This is a genomic window from Mycobacterium sp. NGS27 (assembly GCF_059813005.1).
This window is the reverse complement of the sequence record NZ_JCALDT010000010.1, coordinates 96,309-120,377: the sequence shown is the minus strand read 5'-3', so window position 1 is coordinate 120,377 and position 24,069 is coordinate 96,309. Positions and strand designations below refer to the sequence as shown.

At 63.1% G+C, this 24,069-nt stretch carries 19 protein-coding genes, 3 rRNA genes and 1 pseudogene; 5 read left to right on the top strand and 18 right to left on the bottom strand.

Going from position 1 to position 24,069, the window contains the following annotated elements:
* Positions 1-144 precede the first annotated feature (144 nt).
* Positions 145-1,326: an acetyl-CoA C-acetyltransferase gene (locus AC5Y30_RS23160; RefSeq protein ID WP_499921312.1), complete on the bottom strand. Its 1,182-nt coding sequence runs from the start codon at positions 1,324-1,326 to the stop codon at positions 145-147.
* Between the two features lie 89 nt (positions 1,327-1,415).
* On the opposite strand from AC5Y30_RS23160, the gene mce reads away from it, so the two are divergent.
* Positions 1,416-1,883: a methylmalonyl-CoA epimerase gene (mce, locus tag AC5Y30_RS23155; protein ID WP_499921310.1), complete on the top strand. Its 468-nt coding sequence runs from the start codon at positions 1,416-1,418 to the stop codon at positions 1,881-1,883.
* 10 nt (positions 1,884-1,893) lie between these two features.
* Here mce and AC5Y30_RS23150 read toward each other — a convergent pair whose 3' ends face one another.
* Both AC5Y30_RS23150 and nucS read right to left on the bottom strand, forming a co-directional pair.
* Positions 1,894-2,202 carry an Rv1322 family protein gene (locus tag AC5Y30_RS23150; protein ID WP_499921308.1) on the bottom strand — a complete coding sequence of 103 codons (309 nt, stop codon included), beginning with the start codon at positions 2,200-2,202 and terminating at the stop codon, positions 1,894-1,896.
* A 22-nt stretch (positions 2,203-2,224) separates the two neighbouring features.
* Positions 2,225-2,896, bottom strand: a complete 672-nt coding sequence (gene nucS, locus AC5Y30_RS23145) for an endonuclease NucS (RefSeq protein ID WP_499921306.1) — start codon at positions 2,894-2,896, stop codon at positions 2,225-2,227.
* A 45-nt stretch (positions 2,897-2,941) separates the two neighbouring features.
* Between nucS and AC5Y30_RS23140 the strand changes: the two genes are divergently transcribed.
* The 3 genes from AC5Y30_RS23140 (at position 2,942) to AC5Y30_RS23130 (ending at position 6,655) form a co-directional block, all read left to right on the top strand.
* Positions 2,942-4,552: an adenylate/guanylate cyclase domain-containing protein gene (locus AC5Y30_RS23140; RefSeq protein WP_499921304.1), complete on the top strand. Its 1,611-nt coding sequence runs from the start codon at positions 2,942-2,944 to the stop codon at positions 4,550-4,552.
* A gap of 127 nt (positions 4,553-4,679) precedes the next feature.
* A complete protein-coding gene (locus tag AC5Y30_RS23135; RefSeq protein ID WP_499921303.1) occupies positions 4,680-6,167 on the top strand; it encodes an AlkA N-terminal domain-containing protein in 1,488 nt (495 codons plus the stop codon).
* Positions 6,164-6,655, top strand: a complete 492-nt coding sequence (locus AC5Y30_RS23130; protein WP_499921301.1) for a methylated-DNA--[protein]-cysteine S-methyltransferase — start codon at positions 6,164-6,166, stop codon at positions 6,653-6,655. The genes AC5Y30_RS23135 and AC5Y30_RS23130 overlap by 4 nt, the downstream gene beginning before the upstream one ends.
* Positions 6,656-6,701: 46 nt before the next feature.
* On the opposite strand, the gene rrf is transcribed toward AC5Y30_RS23130, so the two are convergent.
* The 4 genes from rrf to murA form a co-directional block, all read right to left on the bottom strand.
* Positions 6,702-6,814 (bottom strand): 5S ribosomal RNA (rrf, locus tag AC5Y30_RS23125).
* An 81-nt stretch (positions 6,815-6,895) separates the two neighbouring features.
* Positions 6,896-10,004 (bottom strand): 23S ribosomal RNA (locus AC5Y30_RS23120).
* Positions 10,005-10,288: 284 nt separating this feature from the next.
* Positions 10,289-11,819: ribosomal RNA gene (locus tag AC5Y30_RS23115) — 16S ribosomal RNA — on the bottom strand.
* The 16S, 23S and 5S rRNA genes sit together here, the layout of an rRNA operon.
* A gap of 373 nt (positions 11,820-12,192) precedes the next feature.
* A complete protein-coding gene (gene murA, locus AC5Y30_RS23110) occupies positions 12,193-13,446 on the bottom strand; it encodes a UDP-N-acetylglucosamine 1-carboxyvinyltransferase (RefSeq protein WP_007773898.1) in 1,254 nt (417 codons plus the stop codon).
* Positions 13,447-13,514: 68 nt separating this feature from the next.
* Between murA and AC5Y30_RS23105 the strand changes: the two genes are divergently transcribed.
* Positions 13,515-14,099, top strand: coding sequence for a cob(I)yrinic acid a,c-diamide adenosyltransferase (locus tag AC5Y30_RS23105; RefSeq protein ID WP_499921300.1), 585 nt, complete (start codon positions 13,515-13,517; stop codon positions 14,097-14,099).
* A 32-nt stretch (positions 14,100-14,131) separates the two neighbouring features.
* Here the strand turns inward: AC5Y30_RS23105 and AC5Y30_RS23100 are convergent, their stop codons facing one another.
* The 11 genes and pseudogenes from AC5Y30_RS23100 to AC5Y30_RS23050 all read right to left on the bottom strand — a co-directional run.
* Positions 14,132-14,575, bottom strand: a complete 444-nt coding sequence (locus tag AC5Y30_RS23100; RefSeq protein WP_499921298.1) for a DUF2550 domain-containing protein — start codon at positions 14,573-14,575, stop codon at positions 14,132-14,134.
* Between the two features lie 6 nt (positions 14,576-14,581).
* Positions 14,582-14,947, bottom strand: a complete 366-nt coding sequence (locus AC5Y30_RS23095; RefSeq protein ID WP_499921296.1) for a F0F1 ATP synthase subunit epsilon — start codon at positions 14,945-14,947, stop codon at positions 14,582-14,584.
* 35 nt (positions 14,948-14,982) lie between these two features.
* Positions 14,983-16,452 (bottom strand): F0F1 ATP synthase subunit beta, encoded by a 1,470-nt coding sequence (atpD, locus tag AC5Y30_RS23090; protein WP_499921295.1) that lies wholly within the window; start codon positions 16,450-16,452, stop codon positions 14,983-14,985.
* Positions 16,453-16,473: 21 nt separating this feature from the next.
* The gene (locus tag AC5Y30_RS23085) at positions 16,474-17,382 is read right to left on the bottom strand and encodes a F0F1 ATP synthase subunit gamma (protein WP_499921293.1); all 909 of its coding nucleotides are present in this window, start codon (positions 17,380-17,382) and stop codon (positions 16,474-16,476) included.
* A 6-nt stretch (positions 17,383-17,388) separates the two neighbouring features.
* A complete protein-coding gene (gene atpA / locus AC5Y30_RS23080; protein WP_499921291.1) occupies positions 17,389-19,092 on the bottom strand; it encodes a F0F1 ATP synthase subunit alpha in 1,704 nt (567 codons plus the stop codon).
* A gap of 59 nt (positions 19,093-19,151) precedes the next feature.
* Positions 19,152-20,492: a F0F1 ATP synthase subunit B/delta gene (locus AC5Y30_RS23075; RefSeq protein ID WP_499921290.1), complete on the bottom strand. Its 1,341-nt coding sequence runs from the start codon at positions 20,490-20,492 to the stop codon at positions 19,152-19,154.
* A gap of 6 nt (positions 20,493-20,498) precedes the next feature.
* A complete protein-coding gene (locus AC5Y30_RS23070) occupies positions 20,499-21,029 on the bottom strand; it encodes a F0F1 ATP synthase subunit B (protein ID WP_499921288.1) in 531 nt (176 codons plus the stop codon).
* Positions 21,030-21,038: 9 nt separating this feature from the next.
* The gene (locus tag AC5Y30_RS23065) at positions 21,039-21,284 is read right to left on the bottom strand and encodes a F0F1 ATP synthase subunit C (protein WP_065052998.1); all 246 of its coding nucleotides are present in this window, start codon (positions 21,282-21,284) and stop codon (positions 21,039-21,041) included.
* Positions 21,285-21,371: 87 nt separating this feature from the next.
* A complete protein-coding gene (atpB, locus tag AC5Y30_RS23060; RefSeq protein ID WP_067137958.1) occupies positions 21,372-22,130 on the bottom strand; it encodes a F0F1 ATP synthase subunit A in 759 nt (252 codons plus the stop codon).
* Positions 22,127-22,618, bottom strand: a complete 492-nt coding sequence (locus tag AC5Y30_RS23055; RefSeq protein ID WP_499921286.1) for an ATP synthase subunit I — start codon at positions 22,616-22,618, stop codon at positions 22,127-22,129. Before AC5Y30_RS23055 ends, atpB begins: the two co-directional genes overlap by 4 nt.
* Positions 22,619-22,835: 217 nt before the next feature.
* Positions 22,836-24,045, bottom strand: a pseudogene (locus tag AC5Y30_RS23050) (glycosyltransferase family 4 protein); the annotation flags it as partial.
* Between the last annotated feature and the right edge of the window lie 24 nt (positions 24,046-24,069).

Below are 24,069 nucleotides of genomic sequence, written 5' to 3'. Positions count from 1 at the left end.
TCCACCCGGTCGCGACCGCGTCAGGCGGCGCCACGACCGGGCGAAAAGGGCCCCGGGCGGGGTCGTCAACAGCAAATATGACGAAGATCACAATTATTCATCGGCGCGTCGTCCCAGCAACGTCCGATAAGCCCCTGACTGCGGCTAGCCCGCGCGCAGAATCAAGGCGTCGCCCTGCCCGCCGGCCCCGCACAGCGCGGCGACGGCGTACCCGGACCCGCGTCGGGACAGCTCCAGCGCGGCGTGCAGCGTGATCCGCGCCCCAGACATCCCGATGGGGTGCCCGACGGCGATCGCGCCGCCGTTGACGTTGACGAGGTCGGGGTTCACGCCCAGTTCGCGGGTCGACGCCAGCGCCACCGCGGAGAACGCCTCGTTGATCTCTATGACATCGAGCTGGTCCACCGAGATGCCCTCACGGCCGATCGCCTTCTTGATCGCGTTCGCCGGCTGCGACTGCAGGGTGGAGTCCGGTCCGGCCACCACGCCGTGCGCGCCGATCTCGGCCAGCCAGGTCAGGCCCAACTCTTGGGCCTTGGCCTTGCTCATCACCACCACCGCGGCCGCGCCATCGGAGATCTGCGAGGCCGAACCGGCGGTGATGGTGCCGTCGCGGCGGAATGCCGGCTTGAGGCCGGCCAGCGACTCGGCGGTGGTGTTGGCCCGGATGCCCTCATCCTCGGTGAACTGCAGCGGATCACCTTTGCGCTGCGGGATGTTGACCGGCACCACCTCGTCGGTGAAGACGCCGTCCTTCCATGCCGCGGCTGCCTTCTGGTGGGACCGCGCAGCGAACTCGTCCTGCTCCTGCCGGGTGAATTCGTCGACGTCGTTGCGCTGCTCGGTGAGCGCCCCCATCGGCTGGTCGGTGAACACGTCGTGCAGGCCGTCGTAGGCCATGTGGTCCAGCACCGTCACGTCGCCGTACTTGTAGCCCGAGCGGCTGTCCATCAGCAGGTGCGGCGCCTTGGTCATCGACTCCTGGCCGCCGGCCACCACCACGTCGAACTCCCCGGCGCGAATGAGCTGGTCAGCCAGCGCGATGGAGTCAATACCGGACAGACACATCTTGTTGATGGTCAGCGCCGGAACATCCCACCCGATACCGGCCGCCACGGCCGCCTGGCGCGCCGGCATCTGACCGGCCCCGGCCGTGAGCACCTGGCCCATGATCACGTAGTCGACTGCGGAGGCCGGAACCTTGGCCTTTTCCAGTGCGCCCGCGATCGCGATCGCCCCCAGATCGCTGGCGGAAAAGTCCTTCAGCGAACCCATCAACTTTCCGATGGGTGTCCGGGCTCCAGCAACGATCACCGACGTCGTCATGACTATCTCCTAAGGCCTGCTAGGCGCTCCCTCGATGGCCGTTTCGGCCTCCCGGAGAAGCGCAATCTTTGCCGTCAGGTTACCGTTATGTGATGACGACCGATCAAGTTGACGCCCGTCAGATCCTGGCCACCTCACTGGTGACGGCGATCGATCACGTCGGCATCGCAGTCGCCGACCTGGACGCCGCAATCACCTGGTACCACGACACCCTCGGCATGATCCTGGTGCACGAGGAAGTCAACGAGGAGCAGGGAATCCGCGAAGCCATGCTGGCCGTGCGCGGCGCCCCGGCGGGCACCGCGCAAATCCAGTTGATGGCCCCGATCGACGAGTCCTCGACGATCGCGAAGTTCCTCGACAAGCGCGGGCCGGGCATCCAGCAGATGGCCGTTCGGGTCAGCGACCTCGACACCCTCGCCGAACAGCTCCGCGAGCAGGGCGTGCGCCTGATCTACGACGCACCCCGGCGCGGCACGGCAAACTCCCGGATGAACTTCATCCACCCCAAGGACGGCGGCGGCGTTCTCATCGAACTCGTCGAACCGGGCGCCTGAAACCGGCTTTTCACGACCACTTCCTGGTTGGACCGCGCGTAGCGCGGTGCGCCCAGCACGGCGTGTGCCAATGGCGGCGGTCCTCGACTTGACCGGGGCCTGCCCCGAGTGTCGAATCGATCGGCCATACCACCAGATGTGCTGAGCCGGAGCGTATTTCGTGGTCGCAACCGGGGCACCTGTACGTTTTGACCGCACGGGCCGCCGCGACGGGACGCACTTCGTACTCGTGGCCGTCGGGCCCGAGTTCCACCCGCCGCGGCGCCGGCGGCGGCGCCAACGGCCGCTGCCGACGTGGCGGGGTACGGCGCCGAGCCATGGGCGCAGTCTAGTGCGAGCCGTCAAAACAGCCGGTACTCGTCACTGTCCATCCCGCGCATCTTGTCGTAATCCAATGTCAGACAACGGATTCCGCGATCGGTGGCCAGTGTGCGGGCCTGCGGCTTGATCTGTTGGGCGGCGAACACGCCTTTCACCGGCGCGAGCACCGAGTCGCGGTTGAGCAGCTCCAGATAGCGAGTGAGCTGTTCGACGCCGTCGATCTCGCCGCGACGCTTGATCTCCACCGCCACCGAGCCACCGCGTTCGTCACGGCAGAGCAGATCGACCGGGCCGATGGCCGTCATGTACTCGCGGCGAACCAGCGTGTACCCCTCGCCCAGCAGTTGCACGTGCTCGGCGAGCAGCGCCTGCAGGTGCGCCTCGACGCCGTCCTTGACCAGCCCCGGATCGACGCCGAGCTCGTGGCTGGAATCGTGTTCGATCTCCTCGACGGTGATGCGCAACTGTTCGCCCGCCTTGTTTTCGACCACCCACACCGGGGCCCGATCGCCGGTCTCTTCGGTCAGCCAGCACGGCGGGCTCATCCAATTCAATGGCTTGTAGGCGCGGTCGTCGGCGTGCACACTGACCGATCCATCGGCCTTGAACAGCAGCAACCTGCGGGCGGAAGGCAGATGCGCGGTGAGCCTGCCGACATAGTCAACCGTGCATTGAGCGATCACTAGACGCACCCGACTCACCTTAGAGCCTGGCCGACGAATTAGGCTGACGCCACCATGTTGGCCAGTCAGACGATGGCACGACGTATAGGGCGGGTGCTAGAGAGAGTCACCCGTCAGAGCGGACGTCTGCCGGAAACACCTGCATACGGGTCATTCCTACTCGGGCGGGTCTCGGAGAGCCAACACCGCCGCCGCATCCGCATTCAGGTCATCCTGACCGTGCTGGTGCTGGGCGCAAACCTGATCGGCATCGGCGCCGCGCTGCTGTTGGTGACGGTCGCCATTCCCGCACCGAGCGTGTTCAACGACGCGCCCTGGTGGGTCACCTTCGGCGCCGCGCCTGCCTATGTCGCACTGGCCCTGACCATAGGCGTCTACTGGATCACTCGCCGGACCGTGCTCGCATTGCGGTGGGCGATCGAGGAGCGCGCGCCGACCCCTGAGGACGAGCGCAACACGTTCATCGCCCCGTGGCGAATCGCATTGGTCGACCTCGTTTTGTGGGGCGTCGGGGCGGTAGTGCTCACAGTCCTCTACGGCCTGGTCAACACCTTGTTCATCCCGCGGTTCCTGGTGGGGGTTGGCTTCTGCGGGGTTCTGGTGGCCACCGGGAGCTATCTGCTCGCCGAGTTCGCGCTGCGGCCGGTGGCCGCCCAGGCGCTCGAGGCGGGGCCGCCGCCACGGCGACTGACGGCCGGCATCATGGGCCGGACCATGACGGTGTGGTTCCTCGGGTCGGGTGTGCCGGTCATCGGCATCGTCGTCCTGACCGCCTTCCAGCTCCTGATGAAAAACTTGACCGAGACCGAGTTCGCGGTCGCTGTGCTGATGGTGTCGTTTGCGACGCTGATCTTCGGATGCATCTTGATGTGGATCCTGGCGTGGCTGACGGCGACACCGGTGCGCGTCGTCATGGCGGCGTTGCGGCGCGTCGAGCGGGGAAACCTCCGCGGCGATCTGGTGGTGTTCGACGGAACGGAACTCGGTGAGCTGCAACGCGGTTTCAACGCGATGGTCGATGGCTTGCGCGAACGCGAGCGCGTGCGCGATCTTTTCGGCCGGCATGTCGGACGCGAAGTCGCCCTGGCCGCCGAACGCGAGCGGCCGAAGCTCGGCGGCGAGGAACGCCACGTCGCTGTCGTATTCATCGACATCATCGGCTCCACGCAGCTGGTGACGAACAGCCCACCGGCCGAAGTCGTCAGTGTGCTCAACCAATTCTTCGCCATTGTCGTCGAAGAGGTGGATCGACATTGCGGACTGGTCAACAAGTTTGAAGGCGATGCGTCGCTGGCCATCTTCGGAGCACCGAACCGCCTCGACAGCCCGGAGGACGCGGCGCTCGCCGCCGCCCGCTGCATCACCGAGCGGCTGGCCAATGAAATGTCCGAGCTGTCGGCCGGCATCGGTGTGGCGGCGGGTCGCGCCGTCGCCGGAAACGTCGGCGCCAGGGAGCGTTTCGAATACACCGTGATCGGTGAACCGGTCAACGAAGCGGCCCGGCTGTGCGAGCTTGCCAAGTCACACTCGAGCCGACTTCTCGCGACGGCCGACGCGATCGAGGGCGCAAGCGAAAACGAGCGGGCGCGTTGGTCGTTGGGCGACACCGTGACGCTGCGCGGGCATGAGCGTCCCACTCAGCTGGCGTCGCCCGTCGACCCATGAATATTCAATGCGTCGGTCACCGCGACTAAGACCGGCTACCTGGAATGGCGACTCGGCTTGTCCCAGCTTCCACGACGATGTCGCTTTTCCGCCAGTTTTGTCGGCGCGCGGGTGTAAATCTGGAAACGTGCACGACGATTTCGAACGCTGCTACCGCGCCGTCCAGTCCAAGGACGCCCGGTTCGACGGATGGTTCGTCACCGCGGTTCTGACCACCCGCATCTACTGCCGGCCCAGCTGCCCGGTGCGGCCACCGTTCGCGCGTAACGTGCGGTTTTACCCGACGGCGGCGGCCGCTCAGCGAGCGGGCTTTCGAGCATGCAAGCGGTGCCGCCCTGACGCGTCCCCGGGTTCTCCCGAGTGGAATGTGCGCGGTGACGTCGTGGCGCGAACGATGCGGCTGATCGCCGACGGGACGGTGGACCGCGAAGGTGTCGGCGGTCTGGCCGCCCATCTCGGTTACACCACCCGGCAGCTGGAACGGCTGCTACAGGCCGAGGTCGGGGCCGGCCCGCTCGCCCTGGCCCGCGCCCAACGGGCTCAGACCGCCCGGGTGCTGATCGAAACCACGGACCTGCCCTTCGGCCATGTCGCCTTCGCCTCCGGCTTTTCCAGCATCCGTCAGTTCAACGACACCGTGCGGTCCGTCTTCGAGAACACACCGCGCGCGCTGCGCCAGCGCGCGACCACACGCTCCGGTTCGAGCCCGAAATCCCCTGGCACCGTGTGCCTTCGGCTTCCGGTACGCACACCCTTCGCCTACACCGGTGTCTTCGGTCACCTGGCCGCGAGCACGGTCCCCGGTTGCGAGGAAGTCCGCGATGGCGCCTACCGACGCAGTCTGCGCCTTCCGTTCGGCAACGCAATCGTCACCCTGACACCCGCCGACGATCATGTCCGGTGCGTGCTCGTACTCGACGACTTTCGGGATCTGACAACGGCTATCGCGCGCTGCCGGCGGCTGCTGGACCTCGACGCCGACCCGGACGCGGTCGACGAAGCGCTGAGCGACGACGCGGAATTCTGCGCCGTCGTCGCTAAGGCGCCGGGCCAGCGGATCCCGCGCACGGTCGACGAAGCAGAACTGGCGGTGCGCGCGGTGCTGGGCCAGCAGGTGTCCACCAAGGCAGCGCGCACTCACGCGGGCCGGCTGGTCGCCGCCTACGGGCAGCCGATCAATGATCCCGAGAAAACGTTGACCCACACCTTCCCATCGGTCGAGCAACTCGCGGACATCGACCCCATCCATCTGGCGGTGCCCAAGGCCCGGCAACGGACGCTGAGCGCTCTGGTCGCCGGCCTCGCCGCCGGAAGTGTCGAGTTGGGTGCCGGATGCGACTGGGAAAGCGCCCGAACACAATTGCTGGCCTTACCAGGTGTCGGTCCCTGGACCGCGGAAGTGATCGCGATGCGCGGCCTGGGCGACCCCGACGCATTCCCGGCCAGCGATCTGGGCCTGCGCCTGGCCGCCAAACAGCTGGGCCTGCCGTCCGCCGAACGCTCGCTCGTCGCGCGCAGTGCGCGGTGGCGACCCTGGCGTTCCTATGCCACCCAATACCTTTGGACCACTCTCGAGCATCCGGTAAACCAATGGCCGCCACAGGAGGTCGCATGATCGAGTACCGCATTATCGACAGCCCGATCGGACTGCTGACCCTGGCTGGTCGCGGCTCGGTGCTGACGAATCTTCGCATGGTCGACCAGACCTACGAGCCGAGCCGCACGGACTGGTCGCCGAACCCGCAGGCGTTCGGCGAGGCGGTCGAGCAACTCGGCGCCTATTTCGCCGGCGAGCTGACGCATTTCGATGTCCAACTCGACCTGCGGGGCACCGAATTTCAGCGTCGCGTATGGCAGGCCCTGCTGACCATTCCGTACGGCGAAACCCGCTCGTACGGTGAAATCGCCGAGCAGATCGCGGCACCGGGCGCCGCCCGTGCCGTCGGGTTGGCCAACGGGCACAATCCGATCGCCATCGTCGTTCCCTGCCATCGCGTCATCGGCGCCAACGGCAGCCTCACCGGATTCGGCGGCGGGCTCGGCCGAAAGCGCACGTTGCTCGAATTAGAAAAGCAACGGGAGAACATGACGCTATTCGATTGATTGCGAATGCAAAAACACCCCCGTTGCCGGGGGTGTTTTTGTGTATGTTCGGCGGTGTCCTACTTTTCCACCCGTATGGGCAGTATCATCGGCGCTGACAGGCTTAGCTTCCGGGTTCGGAATGGGACCGGGCGTTTCCCTGTCGCTGTGGCCGCCGTAACTCTATTTAAATTTGTTTGGTGGGGGGTGTGGCGTTACACGACATTGCTGCCGTGAACTGGACTGTGGTTGCGATTGTGTGTTGGTAAGTTTTCGGCCGGTTAGTGCCAGTTCCCTGCACCCATTACTGGGCTTCCAGGTCTGGCCTATCGAACCCGTAGTCTGCGGGGGGCCTTATCCCTCTAAAAGGGTGAGAAACCTGATCTTGGAGAAGGTTTCCCGCTTAGATGCTTTCAGCGGTTATCCTGTCCGAACGTGGCTATCCAGCCGTGCCCCTGGTGGGACAACTGGTATACCAGAGGTTCGTCCGTCCCGGTCCTCTCGTACTAGGGACAGGTTTCCTCAAGTTTCTGACGCGCGCGGCGGATAGAGACCGAACTGTCTCACGACGTTCTAAACCCAGCTCGCGTGCCGCTTTAATGGGCGAACAGCCCAACCCTTGGGACCTGCTCCAGCCCCAGGATGCGACGAGCCGACATCGAGGTGCCAAACCATCCCGTCGATATGGACTCTTGGGGAAGATCAGCCTGTTATCCCCGGGGTACCTTTTATCCGTTGAGCGACACCCCTTCCACTCAGAGGTGCCGGATCACTAGTCCCGACTTTCGTCCCTGCTTGACTTGTAGGTCTCGCAGTCAAGCTCCCTTGTGCACTTACACTCAACACCTGATTGCCGTCCAGGTTGAGGGAACCTTTGGGCGCCTCCGTTACATTTTAGGAGGCAACCGCCCCAGTTAAACTACCCGCCAGGCACTGTCCGTGAACCCGATAAGGGTTCGACGTTAGGTGTCCAATACGATCAGAGTGGTATTTCAACAACGACTCCATACAAACTGGCGTCTGTACTTCAAAGTCTCCCACCTATCCTACACAAACCGTACCGAACACCAATACCAAGTTGTAGTGAAGGTCCCGGGGTCTTTTCGTCCTGCCGCGCGTAACGAGCATCTTTACTCGTAGTGCAATTTCGCCGAGTCTATGGTTGAGACAGTTGGGAAGTCGTTACGCCATTCGTGCAGGTCGGAACTTACCCGACAAGGAATTTCGCTACCTTAGGATGGTTATAGTTACCACCGCCGTTTACTGGGGCTTAAATTCTCCGCTTCACCTTACGGTTAACGGGTCCTCTTAACCTTCCAGCACCGGGCAGGCGTCAGTCCGTATACATCGTCTTGCGACTTCGCACGGACCTGTGTTTTTAGTAAACAGTCGCTACCCACTGGTTTCTGCGGCCGAATCCCGCTCCCACCGCAAGGGTGTTCACGGTATTCCGGCCCCCCTTCTCCCGAAGTTACGGGGGCATTTTGCCGAGTTCCTTAACCATAGTTATCTCGTACGCCTTGGTATTCTCTACCTGACCACCTGTGTTGGTTTGGGGTACGGGCCGTGTATGTGCTCGCTAGAGGCTTTTCTTGGCAGCAGAGGATCACCGAATTCGCCTCAATCGGCTATGCATCACCTCTCAGGATAATGAGCGACGGATTTGCCTATCGCTCTCCCTACAGGCTTGCCCCAGTATTACCACTGACTGGTACGGCTACCTTCCTGCGTCACCCCATCGCTTGACTACTACCAGCGAAGGTCCCACGCAGCCCCGAAACTCCATGCCCCCGAAGGGGAATGGTCGATCCGGTTTTGGGTGGTTAGTACCGCTGATTCATCAGGGACGCCTATACACGGGTACGGGAATATCAACCCGTTGTCCATCGACTACGCCTGTCGGCCTCGCCTTAGGTCCCGACTCACCCTGGGCGGACTGGCCTGGCCCAGGAACCCTTGGTCTTACGGCGGGCAAGGTTCTCACTTGCCTTATCGCTACTCATGCCTGCATTCTCACTCCCCCACCCTCCACCACCGGTTACCCGGCGGCTTCGCTGAATGGGGGACGCTCCCCTACCCACATCCACGTAAACGTGAATGTGCCGCGGCTTCGGCGGTGTGCTTGAGCCCCGCTACATTATCGGCGCATAATCACTTGACCAGTGAGCTATTACGCACTCTTTCAAGGGTGGCTGCTTCTAAGCCAACCTCCTGGTTGTCTTTGCGACTACACATCCTTTTCCACTTAGCACACGCTTAGGGGCCTTAGCCGGCGATCTGGGCTGTTTCCCTCTCGACGTACGGAGCTTATCCCCCGCCGTCTCACTGCCACGCTTTACACCACGGCATTCGGAGTTTGGCTGACGTCAGTAACCTAGTAGGGCCCATCGGCCATCCAGTAGCTCTACCTCCGTGGTGAACCACGCAACGCTGCACCTAAATGCATTTCGGGGAGAACCAGCTATCACGGAGTTTGATTGGCCTTTCACCCCTACCCACAGCTCATCCCCTCAGTCTTCAACCTAAGTGGGTTCGGGCCTCCACGCGGTCTTACCCGCGCTTCACCCTGGCCATGGGTAGATCACTCCGCTTCGGGTCCAGAACACGCCACTACACCCCAAAGGGGATGCGCCCTATTCAGACTCGCTTTCGCTGCGGCTACCCCGCACGGGTTAACCTCGCGACGTGTCCCTGACTCGCAGGCTCATTCTTCAAAAGGCACGCCATCACCCCACGAAGAGGCTTTGACGGATTGTAGGCACACGGTTTCAGGTACTATTTCACTCCCCTCCCGGGGTACTTTTCACCATTCCCTCACGGTACTAATCCGCTATCGGTCATCGAGAAGTATTTAGGCTTACCGGGTGGTCCCGGCAGATTCACAGCAGATTCCACGGGCCCGCTGCTACTCGGGAACTGATACAAGGTAGGTGACGGGTTTTCGCGTACCGGGCTCTCACCGTCTACGGCAGGCCATCCCAGGCCATTTCTGCTAACCACGACACTTTCTGACTACCCCTCAGCCAGGTAGAGCTGAGACATATCACTCCCACAACACCGCGCACACAACCCCTACCCGGTTATACATGCGTGCGGTTTAGCCTGTTCCGCGTTCGCTCGCCACTACTGACGGAATCACAATTGTTTTCTTCTCCTACGGGTACTGAGATGTTTCACTTCCCCGCGTTACCTCCCGCACCCTATATATTCAGATACGGGTAACACGACATCACTCGTGCTGGGTTTCCCCATTCGGAAATCCTCGGATCAATGCTCGGTTGACAGCTCCCCGAGGCATATCGCAGCCTCCCACGTCCTTCATCGGCTCTCGATGCCAAGGCATCCACCATGCGCCCTTAAACACTTACTTACACACAAGAGTTAATCAAAGAAATTACACATTTCGATGAACACGCCGGCCCCGAAGGACTACGCGTTCATCTAGATGCTCGCAACCACTATCCAATACTCAAACACCACACCCCACCACCAAGATGGAGGGACTCCACACGGATCGACCGAGTGTTGTCTCAGGGCCCAATAGTGTGTCTGGCAATCATTTGCTGCTGTGCACCCGGTTTTCGTCCACTACAGACGAGAACCCCTCACGGCTCGCACCCCACCAATTGGAGTGCTTTTCGTGGTGCTCCTTAGAAAGGAGGTGATCCAGCCGCACCTTCCGGTACGGCTACCTTGTTACGACTTCGTCCCAATCGCCGATCCCACCTTCGACAGCTCCCTCCCAAGGGTTAGGCCACTGGCTTCGGGTGTTACCGACTTTCATGACGTGACGGGCGGTGTGTACAAGGCCCGGGAACGTATTCACCGCAGCGTTGCTGATCTGCGATTACTAGCGACTCCGACTTCATGGGGTCGAGTTGCAGACCCCAATCCGAACTGAGACCGGCTTTAAAAGGATTCGCTTAACCTTACGGCATCGCAGCCCTTTGTACCGGCCATTGTAGCATGTGTGAAGCCCTGGACATAAGGGGCATGATGACTTGACGTCATCCCCACCTTCCTCCGAGTTGACCCCGGCAGTCTCTCACGAGTCCCCGGCATTACCCGCTGGCAACATGAGACAAGGGTTGCGCTCGTTGCGGGACTTAACCCAACATCTCACGACACGAGCTGACGACAGCCATGCACCACCTGCACACAGGCCACAAGGGAACGCCTATCTCTAGACGCGTCCTGTGCATGTCAAACCCAGGTAAGGTTCTTCGCGTTGCATCGAATTAATCCACATGCTCCGCCGCTTGTGCGGGCCCCCGTCAATTCCTTTGAGTTTTAGCCTTGCGGCCGTACTCCCCAGGCGGGGTACTTAATGCGTTAGCTACGGCACGGATCCCAAGGAAGGAAACCCACACCTAGTACCCACCGTTTACGGCGTGGACTACCAGGGTATCTAATCCTGTTCGCTCCCCACGCTTTCGCTCCTCAGCGTCAGTTACTGCCCAGAGACCCGCCTTCGCCACCGGTGTTCCTCCTGATATCTGCGCATTCCACCGCTACACCAGGAATTCCAGTCTCCCCTGCAGTACTCTAGTCTGCCCGTATCGCCCGCACGCTCACAGTTAAGCCGTGAGATTTCACGAACAACGCGACAAACCACCTACGAGCTCTTTACGCCCAGTAATTCCGGACAACGCTCGCACCCTACGTATTACCGCGGCTGCTGGCACGTAGTTGGCCGGTGCTTCTTCTCCACCTACCGTCAATCCGAGAAAACCCGAACCTTCGTCGATGGTGAAAGAGGTTTACAACCCGAAGGCCGTCATCCCCCACGCGGCGTCGCTGCATCAGGCTTGCGCCCATTGTGCAATATTCCCCACTGCTGCCTCCCGTAGGAGTCTGGGCCGTATCTCAGTCCCAGTGTGGCCGGACACCCTCTCAGGCCGGCTACCCGTCGTCGCCTTGGTAGGCCATCACCCCACCAACAAGCTGATAGGCCGCGGGCCCATCCCACACCGCAAAAGCTTTCCACCAAAAGACATGCGTCTAAAGGTCCTATCCGGTATTAGACCCAGTTTCCCAGGCTTATCCCGAAGTGCAGGGCAGATTGCCCACGTGTTACTCACCCGTTCGCCACTCGAGTACCTCCGAAGAGGCCTTTCCGTTCGACTTGCATGTGTTAAGCACGCCGCCAGCGTTCGTCCTGAGCCAGGATCAAACTCTCCAAACAAAAACTCCTCGTAGAAACGAGGTGAATTCACAATCAGAGAAAATCTGACCTAACAAAAAGACACCAATTAACTGGCATCAAAATAACGACCACACCCACACACGGGGGGTGTTAGGTATGGTCAAAAAACAACAACAAATAATAAACACCAAACACACTATTGAGTTCTCAAACAACACTTGTTTCGCCCGTTTTGGGGCAACCCTGCCAGCTTAATACAGGTCCGGCAGGTTAGTCAACTCCCAGTTTTGATCTTCGAGAGACCGTGTCGGGAGCAGCCGTGCCAGGCTAGTACCAATCCAGCGAGGGAGTCAAGGCCCCGCTTTCGTTCACCTTCGCGTTGGTGACCGCGCTTGTGGGGCACTGACTTTGGTTACTGTACCCGCTCGATCTCCGCTCCCAAAATCGCCAGGTTTTCCACGAACAGCGGGTAACCGCGATCGATGTGGAAGACGTCGTGGACCTCGGTGTCTCCGTCGGCGACAAGCCCGGCCAACACCAGGCCGGCGCCCGCCCGAATGTCCGAACACCACACCGGTGCACTCGACAATTGCGGCAGGCCCCGAACGACGGCGTGATGCCCGTCGGTTCGGGCGTCGGCACCGAGGCGGATCATTTCTTCGACGAAACGAAAGCGCGCCTCGAATACGTTCTCGGTGATCATCGACGTGCCGTCCGCGATCGAGGCCAGGGCGATAGCCATCGGCTGCAGGTCGGTGGGAAATCCGGGGAACGGCAGGGTCGCCACGTTGACGGCCTTCGGGCGCTCGTACTGCGCGACCCGGAAACTGTCATCGGTCTGCGTGACGGTGGCGCCCGCGTCGTGCAGCTTGTGCAGCACCACCTGCAGGTGCGCCGGGTCAATACCGGTCACCGTGATGTCGCCGCGGGTTATCGCGGCGGCGATTCCCCAGGTGGCGGCGACGATGCGATCGCCGATCACGCGATGTTCGGTCGGGTGCAACTTCGGAACGCCGGTGATGGTCATCGTCGGCGAACCGGCGCCCTCGATCTGCGCGCCCATCTGGTTCAGCATCGTGCAGAGATCCACGACGTCCGGCTCGCGCGCCGCGTTGTGGATGGTGGTGACCCCCTCGGCCACGACCGCGGCCATCAAGATGTTCTCGGTGGCACCTACCGAGGGGAACTCCAGCTGAATCTCCGCGCCGCGCAACGTATCGGCTTGTGCCACTACGCATCCGTGCTCGATGTTGCATTGCGCACCGAGTTGTCGCAGGCCGGCTTGATGCATGTCCAGCGGACGTGATCCGATCGCATCGCCGCCCGGCAGCGCGACCCGGGCGCGCTTGCACCGGCCGACCAGCGGTCCCAGCACGCACACCGATGCCCGGAACTGCCGTACCGCGGCGAAGTCGGCGTCGTATTTCGGTTCGTCCGGAGAGGTGATGCGGGCGACGTCGCCGTCCAGTTCGACGGTTGCGCCCAGGCCGCGCAGCACCTCGGCCATCAGCGGCACATCCAGGATGTCCGGACAGTTGGTGATCGTGCTGGTGCCTTCGGCCAACAGTGTCGCGGCCATCAGCTTGAGAACGCTGTTTTTGGCGCCCCCTACTGCGACTTCGCCTGACAACCGGTTGCCACCGGTCACCACGAATCGCTCAGCCACCCGCGTCAGTCTAGTGAAGCGGTATCGGCTTGTCAGTCGGCCGAGCCACACCCGAGTACGGTTTGCTCATGGCTGTACACCTGACTCGCATCTACACCCGAACCGGCGACGACGGCACGACGGGATTGAGCGACTTCTCGCGGGTTTCCAAGAACGATCCTCGGCTGGTGGCCTACGCCGATTGCGACGAAGCCAACTCCGCGATCGGGGTGGCGGTCGCCGTCGGTCAGCCCGACGAGAAGCTCGCGGGCGTGCTGCGGCAGATCCAGAACGACTTGTTCGACGCCGGCGCGGATCTGTCGACTCCTGTTGTCGAGAACCCCGAGTATCCGCCGCTGCGCGTCACCGAGCCCTACATTGACCGGCTCGAGAAGTGGTGTGACGCGTACAACGAGCCTTTGCCCAAGCTGAATTCGTTTGTGCTGCCGGGTGGTTCGCCGTTGTCGGCGCTGCTGCACGTCGCCCGGACCGTGGTCCGTCGAGCCGAACGCTCGGCGTGGGCGGCCGTCGATGCCGCCCCCGGCCAGGTCAACGTGCTGCCCGCGAAATACTTGAACCGCCTGTCGGATCTGCTTTTCATCCTGTCGCGGGTGGCCAACCCCGATGGCGACGTGCTGTGGAAGCCGGGCGGCGAGAACGCCACCACGAGTTAGCCGAGCGCTGTTCGACCGGCGACTCACGCGGTCTACAGGCTGCGCCGGCGGGACCGCGGCGACGGCCGCGACTCCAGCCAGGACAGGAACGCGGTCAACGCGCCTTTGTCCAAAGCGATCTCGTAGCCGGACCTGCGGTCCTGGGTCGTATCGCGCAGCTCGATGACGACGATCTCGTCGCTCATGATGTCGAACTCGTCGCCGCGCGGTGCCCGCCTGGAAACGATCTCGACGCCTCGGCGGCTCAGCCGCCGGTCGGGCCACAATCGCAGGCTGGAGAGACGGTAGAACGCGGCTTCGCCACCGCGGTAACGGATCACGCCGTGGCGCCAGCCGTGGCCTCCGACCGCGGGAATGTCTCGCATGATCCCCGCCGTGCCGCCCTGACGCAGCTTCCACAGCCGATAACTCAGCGCAATGACGGCGGCGGCCAGCACGACGACGAGCACGACCATGCCGATCATGGGCGCGCTCATCGGCGGTTAGTCGATCGCGCCGACGGCACGCAATCTCGCGCGCCCCTTGGCGGCGATACGCGGGTCGTCAGACTCAGCAGCCTCTCTGGCGGCGCTCTCGTCGATCTCCGATTCGAACTCGGCGGATTCGGCGAGGATCGTCACTGATTCCTCGGTGACAGACAGAAATCCGCCATCCACCGCGATTCGCAGATCGTCTTCGCCCTCTCTTTCGACGCGCACCATTGCGTCGTCGACCAACTGCGCCACCAGCGGGATGTGCCGCGGCAGGATGCCGATCTCACCGACGGTGGTGCGGGTGAACAGAAACGTTGCCTCACCCGACCAGATCTTTCGGTCGACGGCGACTATCTCGACGTTCAATTCCGCCATACCACAGAGCCTTTCAGAGCCTGTTCGCTCATGCCTCAGGAATCAAGTTTGGCGCCAAAGCTTTCGGCCTTCTTAGCCAGGTCATCGAGGCCACCGATCAAGAAGAACGCCTGCTCTGGGATGTGGTCGAAATCGCCCTTGGTCAGCCGGTCGAATGCCTCGATGGTCTCCTTCAGAGGCACGGTCGAACCGGGCTGGCCGGTGAACTGCTCGGCCGCCATCATGTTCTGCGAGAGGAACCGCTCGATGCGCCGTGCGCGCTGCACGAGCTGCTTGTCCTCTTCCGAGAGCTCGTCGATACCAAGGATCGCGATGATGTCCTGAAGGTCCTTGTACCGCTGCAGGATCCGAATGACTTCCTGGGCCACCCGGTAGTGCTCGTCACCGACGACGCTCGGGTCCAGGATGGTCGAGCTTGACGCCAACGGGTCCACCGCGGGGAAGATGCCCTTGGAGAACACGTTTCGAGAGAGCTCGGTGGTGGCGTCCAGGTGCGCGAAGGTCGTTGCCGGTGCCGGGTCGGTGTAGTCGTCGGCGGGAACATAGACGGCCTGCATCGACGTGATCGACTTGCCTCGCGTCGAGGTGATGCGCTCCTGCAGCTCGCCCATCTCGTCGGCCAGCGTCGGCTGGTAGCCCACCGCGGACGGCATACGACCGAGCAGCGTCGACACCTCCGAACCGGCCTGGGTGAATCGGAAGATGTTGTCGATGAACAGCAGCACGTCCTGGCCGGCCTCGTCGCGGAACCACTCGGCCATGGTCAGCGCGGACAACGCCACCCGCATACGGGTGCCGGGCGGCTCGTCCATCTGACCGAACACCAGCGCGGTGTCCTTGAGCACGTCGGCTTCCTTCAGCTCGACCCACAGGTCGTTGCCCTCACGGGTGCGCTCCCCCACGCCGGCGAAAACCGAAGTGCCACCGAAGTTTCGGGCGATACGGTTGATCATCTCCTGAATCAGCACCGTCTTGCCCACACCGGCACCACCGAACAGCGCGATCTTGCCACCGCGCACGTACGGGGTGAGCAGGTCGACGACCTTGAGGCCGGTCTCCAGCATCTCCGTGCGGGGCTCGAGCTCTTCGAACGCCGGCGGCTTGCGGTGAATCGACCAGTGGTCGAACTCCTCGCCGTACCCGGGCTTGTCCAGGCAGTCGCCCAGGGCGTTGAAGACGTGGCCCTTGACGCCCTCGCCGACCGGCACCGAGATCGACCTGCCGGAGTCGGTGACCTCTACGCCGCGCACCAAGCCGTCGGTGGGCTGCAGCGAGATGGCTCGAACGAGGTTGTCGCCCAAGTGCTGCGCAACCTCGAGAGTCAGGGTCTTCTTCAGCTCCTCAAACGTGATCTCCGCGTTGAGCGCGTTGAACAGCTCGGGTACCGAGCCGCGCGGGAACTCGACGTCGACGACGGGGCCGGTCACCCGTACGATGCGGCCGCTGGTGTCGCCATTGGTCGAGCTCTTGTCGGTCTTCTCGGTGCTTTTGGTAGTAGCAGCCATATTTTTCTTCTTCCTCGTGTGCTACTGAGCGTCAGCGAGCGCATTTGCGCCGCCGACGATTTCGCTGATCTCTTGGGTGATCTGGGCCTGGCGCTCGCGGTTTGCCATCAACGTCAGCTCTTTGATCAGGTCGTCGGCGTTGTCGGTCGCCGACTTCATTGCTCGTTGACGCGACGCGAGCTCCGATGCCGCCGACTCGAGCAAAGCGGCATACACCCGGGTCGTCACGTACCGCGGCAGCAGCGCCTCGAAAAGCGTTGTGGCGTCTGGTTCGAACGAGTACAGGGTGTGGAGCTCGTCGGTGTCCTCGACGTATTCCATGACCAGCGGAGCGATGCGGTGGGCAACCGCGGCCTGGGACATCATCGACTTGAACTCCGAGTACACGATGTGCAGTTCGTCGACGCCCTCGTCGTCCTGTGACTCGTCATCGCCGACCCCGGCCATGAAACTGTCGACCAACGTGGACGCGATCTCCCGGGCGTTTTCCACCTGGGGCTGCTCGGAGAAACCCGTCCACGATTCGGTGATGTCCCAGTTGCGGAACTTGAAGTAGTTCTGCGCCTTTCGGCCCACCGTGTAGACGACGGGTGTCTTGCCTTCCTCTCGCAGCAGGGAGAACAGCTCCTCGGAGCGGCGGAAGATGCTCGAGTTGTACGCCCCGCACAGACCACGGTCCGAAGACACCACCAGGACGCCCGCGCGCTTCGGCTCGTCTCGCTCGACCAGGAGTGGATGGTCCAACGCGGCTTCGGAGGACAAAGTGGTGAGCATCGACGTGATCTGGAATGCGTAGGGCCGGGCCGATTCCAGCCGGGCCTGCGCCTTGCCGATGCGCGAGGTCGCGATCATCTCCTGGGCCTTGGTGATCTTCTTGATCGACCCGGCCGATCGGATCCGGCCTCGTAATTCGCGAAGTGTTGCCGCCATCGGTAGCTACTTCTTGTCCTTGCCGGAGGCCTTGGCGGATTCCTTCTTGGTGTCCTTGGACTGCTTTGTGTCCTTCGGCTTGTCCTTCTTGACCTGCACGGACTCCTTTTCCAGATCCTCTTCGTCCAAGGCCTCGACGTGCTCGTCAGGCACCACCGATCCGCCGCCCGTGGCCGCGAACCCCTTCTTGAACTTGTTGATGATCTCGGTGAGCTGGTTTTCGCCTTCCTCCGACAGCTTCCCGCTGTCGCGCACACCACTGAGGAACTTCTCCTCCGAGGCCCGCATGTGGTCGAGCAGCTCGGTCTCGAAACGCCGGACGTCCTCGACCGGCACGGAGTCCAGGTGACCGCCGGTGCCCAGGAAGATCGAAACCACCTGCTCCTCAACGGGCATGGGCTGGTACTGCGGTTGCTTCAAGAGTTCGACCAGCCGCTCGCCGCGCTCCAACTGAGCCTTGGAGGTGGCATCCAGGTCCGAGGCGAAGGCGGCGAACGATTCCAGTTCGCGGTACTGCGACAAGTCGAGTCGCAGCGAGCCGGCCACCTCCTTCATGGCCTTGATCTGCGCCGCACCACCCACGCGGGACACCGACACACCGACGTTGATGGCCGGCCGCACACCCTGGTTGAACAGGTCGGACTCCAGGAAGCACTGGCCGTCGGTGATCGAGATGACGTTGGTGGGAATGTAGGCCGAAATGTCGTTCGCCTTGGTCTCGATAACCGGCAGACCGGTCAGCGAACCGCCGCCGAGATCGTCGGACAGCTTGGCGCAACGCTCCAACAGACGCGAGTGCAGGTAGAACACGTCGCCCGGGTAGGCCTCGCGACCCGGCGGGCGGCGGAGCAGCAGGGAGATGGCGCGGTAGGCCTCGGCCTGCTTGCTCAGGTCGTCGAAGACGATCAGCACATGCTTGCCCTCGTACATCCAATGCTGCGCGATCGCCGAACCGGTATACGGCGCAAGCCATTTGAAGCCGGCGGAGTCGGACGCCGGCGCCGCCACGATGGTGGTGTAGTCCATCGCGCCGCCCTCGTCGAGCGCGCGTCGCACCGAGGCGATCGTGGTGCCCTTCTGGCCGATGGCCACGTACACGCAGCGCACCTGCTTGCGTTCGTCGCCGCTCTCCCAGTTCTCCCGCTGGTTGAGGATGGTGTCCACGCAGACGGCGGTCTTGCCCGTCTTGCGGTCGCCGATGATCAGCTGGCGCTGGCCGCGGCCGATCGGGGTCATCGCGTCGATGGCCTTGATCCCGGTCTGCAGCGGCTCGCTCACGCTCTGCCGTTGCACCACCGACGGCGCCTGGATCTCCAGCGCGCGGCGAATGTCGGTATCGATGTCGCCCTGGCCGTCGATCGGCTGGCCGAGCGGATTGACCACGCGCCCGAGGAACGCGTCGCCTACGGGCACCGAAAGGACTTCGCCGGTGCGCTTGACCTGTTGGCCTTCTTCGATTTTCTCGAAGTCACCCAGGATCACCGCGCCGATGTCGTGTTCATCGAGGTTCAGGGCGACACCGAGGACCCCGCCCGGGAACTCGAGCAACTCCTGGGTCATGACGGAGGGCAAGCCCTCGACGTGCGCGATGCCGTCGCCGGCCTCGATGACCGAGCCGACCTCCTCGCGGGCGGTATCGGAGGTGAAGGAGCCTACGTACTCCTCGATGGCGCTCTGGATGTCCTCAGCGGAGATGGTCAACTCGGCCATGGCTTTTCGTCTTCCTACTTGATCTTGGTTCGCGTGTGATTGTGATTGGTCGATGGTGGTCAGTCGGGCAATTGAGCCTGGGCCGCGGCAAGTCGAGAAGCGAGCGTCCCGTCGATCACTTCGTCGGCCACGGAGATGAGCAGCCCGCCCAATAGGTCGGCATCGATCTGGAGCTGCACCGCCACCGGGTGGTCGTAGATGCGGCCGAGCACGTCGATGAGGCGGGTGCGCTGGGCATCGCTGAGTTCGGCTGCCGCGCTGACCTGCGCCACGATTTCGCCGCGGCGCGCCACCGCAACCTTGGCCAGGAACTGAATGGCCTCATCGGCGTTCTGGCCCCTCAGCAGCTCCACAGTCTGGGCCAGCAGTGCCATCGTGATCGGATTGACCCGGCCGCTCGCGGTGTCAAAAACCTTGCGCAGGAGGCCGACTCGCCCCTCCACCGGAACGGAGTAGTCGCCCAGCAGGATCGCCAACCGCGGCTCCGCGTCGAGGGCGCGGGAGAACCGGAACAGCTGCTCTTCGACCTCGTCGACCTTGTCCTCACGTTCGGCTACTTCGAGCAGCGCCTGCCGAGACACGTGTTCGATGGCGTCGATGAGGTCGGAGTTGGCCGACCAACGCTCCGATACTGCCGAGCGCAGCACGTCGAGGGTGACGTCACCAACCTTGCCGGAGAGCAGCCGCTCGATCAACTGGACCCTGGGGGCTCCATCCTCGGCCGGAACGGTCAGATAGCGCGTGACGACGATCTCGCGGTCCAGCATCTGAGCAACTTCTACCAGTTCACTGGAGACGGTCGAAAGCCCCTTGTTGTCAAGGTCTTTGGCTAGCGCGCTGAACTTGTCCGACAAGTTGCCCAGTGCGACGCGACTCGACGAACGCATCTTGGTCATCAGCGGATACTGGACGTCGGCCGCAACGGGCGCCATCTCATCGAGTTCGTCGAGGAACCGGTCGACGGTGGCCGACTGTTGCTCGGAGTCGGCGACGTAATTGCGCACCAACTCGCCCGCCTGGCGCACCGCTTCGTGGCCGAGTTCCAACCGGAGCTGCCGGCTCAACTGGGTGCGCAAGAGATCGACCTGACGGCTGCCCTGTGCGGTGATGCGTTCGGACTCGACATCCGCCTGCGCCCGCAGCTGCTCGACGATACGGCCCGCGTCAGTCTGGGCCTCCTCGACGACCCGTTCGCCCTCCGTCTTCGCGTCTTCCACGGCCTTGTTGTGCGCCGTGGTCGACTCGGTCAGCCGATCACTCGCCGTCGCAGCATCTTTCAGCTGTTGACGCACGGCCTCTTGCCGCGCGGCCATCAGCCGACGCACTGGCGGCACGACGTAGCGCACCACCAGGAACACGATGGCCGCGAAGCCCACCAACTGGCCGATGAAAGTCGACATACGTGTTTACCGTCCGGATGTCTTGGTTGCGGATGTGGTGGCGGCGGGGGCGACGTCGACGCCGAGGATGCGGCTTGCCAACGTCGCCGACATCGACGCCACGTTGGCACGCAGATCGAGTTCCACGGCGTCCCTCTCCCGCTTCAATTGCTCGGATGCCATTTGCAACGTCGACATCACCTGTTGTTCGGCACGGGCGCGCGCGTCTTCGACCACCTTACGACCTTCGGCGCGGGCATTGTCGCGCAACGACGACGCCTGAACCCGCGCCTCGCTCAGCGCTTCTTCGTAATCGGCCTTTGCCGCTTCGAATTGCTCGGTCGCCTTCTTGTTGTCGGCGGCGGTCTTGGCGACCATGGCCTCGCGCTCGTGCAGCACCCTCATCACCGGCGGCACGACGAATGTGCCGATGACGGCCAGCACGATCAGGAAGATGGCCAGCACGAAGAAGAAGGTGCCGTTGGGGACGAGGAAGTTGTTGCCGCCCTCGGCCACCACCTGGCTGGATGCCAAAATGCTCAGACTCGCGTCACGCATTGCGGCGAATTACTTGACCGGGGTAGCGAAGACGAACAACGCCATGAACGCCAGGTTGATGAAGTAGGCCGCCTCGACCAGACCGACCGTGATGAAGAACGGCGTGAACAGCCGGCCCTGCGCCTCGGGTTGGCGGGCGATGCCCGAAACCAGCGCGTTACCGGCAATGCCGTCACCGATGCCGGCGCCGATCGCGCCGCCACCCATGATCAGGCCACCGCCGATGAGAGCGGCGGCAGCGATTTGGGGGTCCATGCCTGCCATTCGTTTCCTCCTTGATAACTGGTAGGGGTCTACCAGGCCCTTGTAATGGTGCGTGGGACAAAACACTTCATCTGCGACTCAGTCATGGTGATCCTCGATCTCCATGGCTTGGCTGAAGTACAAGATGGTCAGGATCGAGAAGATGAACGCCTGGATCGCGCCGACGAAAAGGTCGAAGGCCTTCCAGATCGCGTTGGGTGCCCACATGATGTACGGCGGGAAGAGCGCGATCAGCGCGACCAGGATGCCGCCGGCGAAGATGTTGCCGAAGAGTCGCAGCGACAGCGAGATGGGCTTGGCGAGCTCTTCAACGAGGTTGATCGGCGCCAGGAACGCCACGTGGCCCTTGACCACGGCGAGCGGGTGCCCGATTATGCCGCGGCGCCAGATGCCGGCCACGTGATAGCAGACGAACACGAAGAGGGCCAGCGCCAGAACGTAATTGATGTCCGCCGCCGCCGACTTCAGCAGCTCGGAGGCGTGCCCGGATTTGTCTTTGTACTGCAGCGGCAGCACCGACAGCCAGTTGGAGATCAGAATGAACACGAAGATCGTGACCGCCAACGGCAGCACGAACGGGGCGATCCGCATACCGATAGCGCTCTCGATCTGCCCGCGCATCTGTTCGGTGATCGCCTCCCAGAACAACTGAACGCCACTGGGCACGCCCTTGGAAGTGATCTTCGCGCGCAGGAAGAAGGCCAGCCCGAGAACGATCACCGCGGCGATCGCGGTCGACAGGATCGTGTCGGTGTTGACGGTCAGGCCAAGCCAGGTGGCTTTGTTGTGCTCGCCAACCTCGATTGCCGACTCGGCCAGGAACGTCGTCCCAGTCATCGTTGCTGTTCCTTACCTTCCGTTCCGTCGGACCCCGCGATCACGCCGCCTGCGGCACCGTCCGAAGGCTCCGCCCAGTCGCCGGCGCGCAGCTTCTTCCACACCGGAAGCGCTGTCGAGAACACCAGCAGGACTTGGAAAAGCGCCAATCCGAACACGACGCCCAGGCCGGCGGGCCGAAAGACGTAGGCGATGATCAGCCCGACGATCGTGATGATCGCCAGCCGTGACGCGGAGTTGACCGCCATCGACCTTTTCAGCGGGTGATCCTTGGCGGTGATCGATTCAACCGAGCGACGCACCAGCACCGCATTGAGCAAACCCAGGAGAAGTCCGACACCGAAGAAGACTCCAACCATCAGGTGACCGGACAGTCCGGCGGCGAGCACCGCCACCGCGGTGATGGCAACGCTGATCGCGAGGAGCCGAACCGGACGGAAAGCAACAGAGGGAAACACCAACGGCGCGTCCTGCGCTGGTGTCGTCACTGCAGCACCTCAATCCCAGGTTGGTAAAACGGGAACCCCCCCGACCGACTGATCGGTGGTCCGCCGAGCGTATCGCACGTCACAGTTGAATCACCCAAGGGGTATATCCCGAGGCCGGTCTTGATCCAGCCCGGTCGGATCAGCCTCCGATGGACCGGTAGCCTGCGCGGCTTTTTGGGGTTCTACCAGCACCGTACCACACCGGCGACCCCCACTACTACTCCTCGTCGTAGTACTCGTCGCGGCCACGCAGAAGCGGTATCGCGGTCGCGATTCCGGCCACCACGATGGCGCCCAGCATTACCGCCGCGGTATCGCGTGGGCGGAAAAAGATCGTGCTGGCCGCACCGAACGCGACAATCCCGACCCACAGATAGATCAGCAACACCACGCGGCGGTGCGAATGGCCGATCTGCAGCAACCGGTGATGCAAGTGCATCTTGTCCGGGCTGAACGCGCTGCGGCCCGCGCGGGTGCGGCGCACGATCGCCAACAGCAAATCGAGCATCGGTACAAAGATGACGGCGGCCACCAGCAGGAAAGGGGAGAGCAGCACGAACACGTCACGGGCACCGTAGGCGTTCTGGGAGACCGGGCCCGCGGCCGTCGTCGACGCGGCCGACAGCATCAGACCGATCAGCATGGACCCGGAGTCGCCCATGAAGATCTTGGCGCGATGAAAGTTGTGCGGCAGAAAGCCCAGACAGGCGCCTGCGAGCACCACCGAAATCACCGCGGGCGGGTAGAACAGGACGTCACCGCCGTGGTCGCGCAGCAGGCCGACCGAGAACATGCAGATCGCCAACGCGGTGATCAACCCCAGGCCTGCGGCCAGACCGTCGAGCCCGTCGACGAAGTTCATCGCGTTGACGACCGACACGGTCAGCGCCAGGGTCAGCAGGATCGACGATGCCTGGTCGAGCACGATGGTGCCGACGCCACCGATGGGGATGTACAGGACGCTCCACGCCACGCCCATGGTGACCAGCACGCTGGCCGCCGTGATCTGACCGGCGAACTTGGTCAAGGCATCGAGACCCCAACGGTCGTCGATGAGGCCGATGCCCATGATGACCGCACCGGCCACCAGGACCGCGGGCATGCCGGTGGAGTAGACGAACCCGCGGGTGAGCGCCGGAAGTTGGGACGCCAGAAAGACGGCAGTGATGACGCCGAGAAACATCGCCAGCCCGCCCATCCGGGGGGTCGGCGTGACGTGGACGTCGCGTTCCCGCGGATAGGCGACCGCGCCCAGCCGGGTGGCCAGCACCCGCACCGGCCCGGTCGCGAAGTACGTGATGATCGCCGCGGTCAACCCGACCAGCGCCAGCTCACGAAGCGGAACGCCGGCACCGCGGTCTCCCAGCGCGAGCAACCCACCGGCAAGGTTGGTCACGTCGCTGGACATCACCGAGACCGTACTGGACAAAGCTGGCACCTCGACACCCGCT

What these genes read in the sequence shown, in the direction of transcription:
- AC5Y30_RS23160 (WP_499921312.1), bottom strand. Translation starts at nt 1,326, where the DNA reads ATGACGACGTCGGTGATCGTTGCTGGAGCCCGGACACCCATCGGAAAG.
- AC5Y30_RS23150 (WP_499921308.1), bottom strand. Translation starts at nt 2,202, where the DNA reads ATGGCTCGGCGCCGTACCCCGCCACGTCGGCAGCGGCCGTTGGCGCCG.
- AC5Y30_RS23140 (WP_499921304.1), top strand. Translation starts at nt 2,942, where the DNA reads ATGTTGGCCAGTCAGACGATGGCACGACGTATAGGGCGGGTGCTAGAG.
- AC5Y30_RS23130 (WP_499921301.1), top strand. Translation starts at nt 6,164, where the DNA reads ATGATCGAGTACCGCATTATCGACAGCCCGATCGGACTGCTGACCCTG.
- AC5Y30_RS23105 (WP_499921300.1), top strand. Translation starts at nt 13,515, where the DNA reads ATGGCTGTACACCTGACTCGCATCTACACCCGAACCGGCGACGACGGC.
- AC5Y30_RS23100 (WP_499921298.1), bottom strand. Translation starts at nt 14,575, where the DNA reads ATGAGCGCGCCCATGATCGGCATGGTCGTGCTCGTCGTCGTGCTGGCC.
- AC5Y30_RS23095 (WP_499921296.1), bottom strand. Translation starts at nt 14,947, where the DNA reads ATGGCGGAATTGAACGTCGAGATAGTCGCCGTCGACCGAAAGATCTGG.
- atpD (WP_499921295.1), bottom strand. Translation starts at nt 16,452, where the DNA reads ATGGCTGCTACTACCAAAAGCACCGAGAAGACCGACAAGAGCTCGACC.
- AC5Y30_RS23085 (WP_499921293.1), bottom strand. Translation starts at nt 17,382, where the DNA reads ATGGCGGCAACACTTCGCGAATTACGAGGCCGGATCCGATCGGCCGGG.
- atpA (WP_499921291.1), bottom strand. Translation starts at nt 19,092, where the DNA reads ATGGCCGAGTTGACCATCTCCGCTGAGGACATCCAGAGCGCCATCGAG.
- AC5Y30_RS23075 (WP_499921290.1), bottom strand. Translation starts at nt 20,492, where the DNA reads ATGTCGACTTTCATCGGCCAGTTGGTGGGCTTCGCGGCCATCGTGTTC.
- AC5Y30_RS23070 (WP_499921288.1), bottom strand. Translation starts at nt 21,029, where the DNA reads ATGCGTGACGCGAGTCTGAGCATTTTGGCATCCAGCCAGGTGGTGGCC.
- AC5Y30_RS23065 (WP_065052998.1), bottom strand. Translation starts at nt 21,284, where the DNA reads ATGGACCCCCAAATCGCTGCCGCCGCTCTCATCGGCGGTGGCCTGATC.
- atpB (WP_067137958.1), bottom strand. Translation starts at nt 22,130, where the DNA reads ATGACTGGGACGACGTTCCTGGCCGAGTCGGCAATCGAGGTTGGCGAG.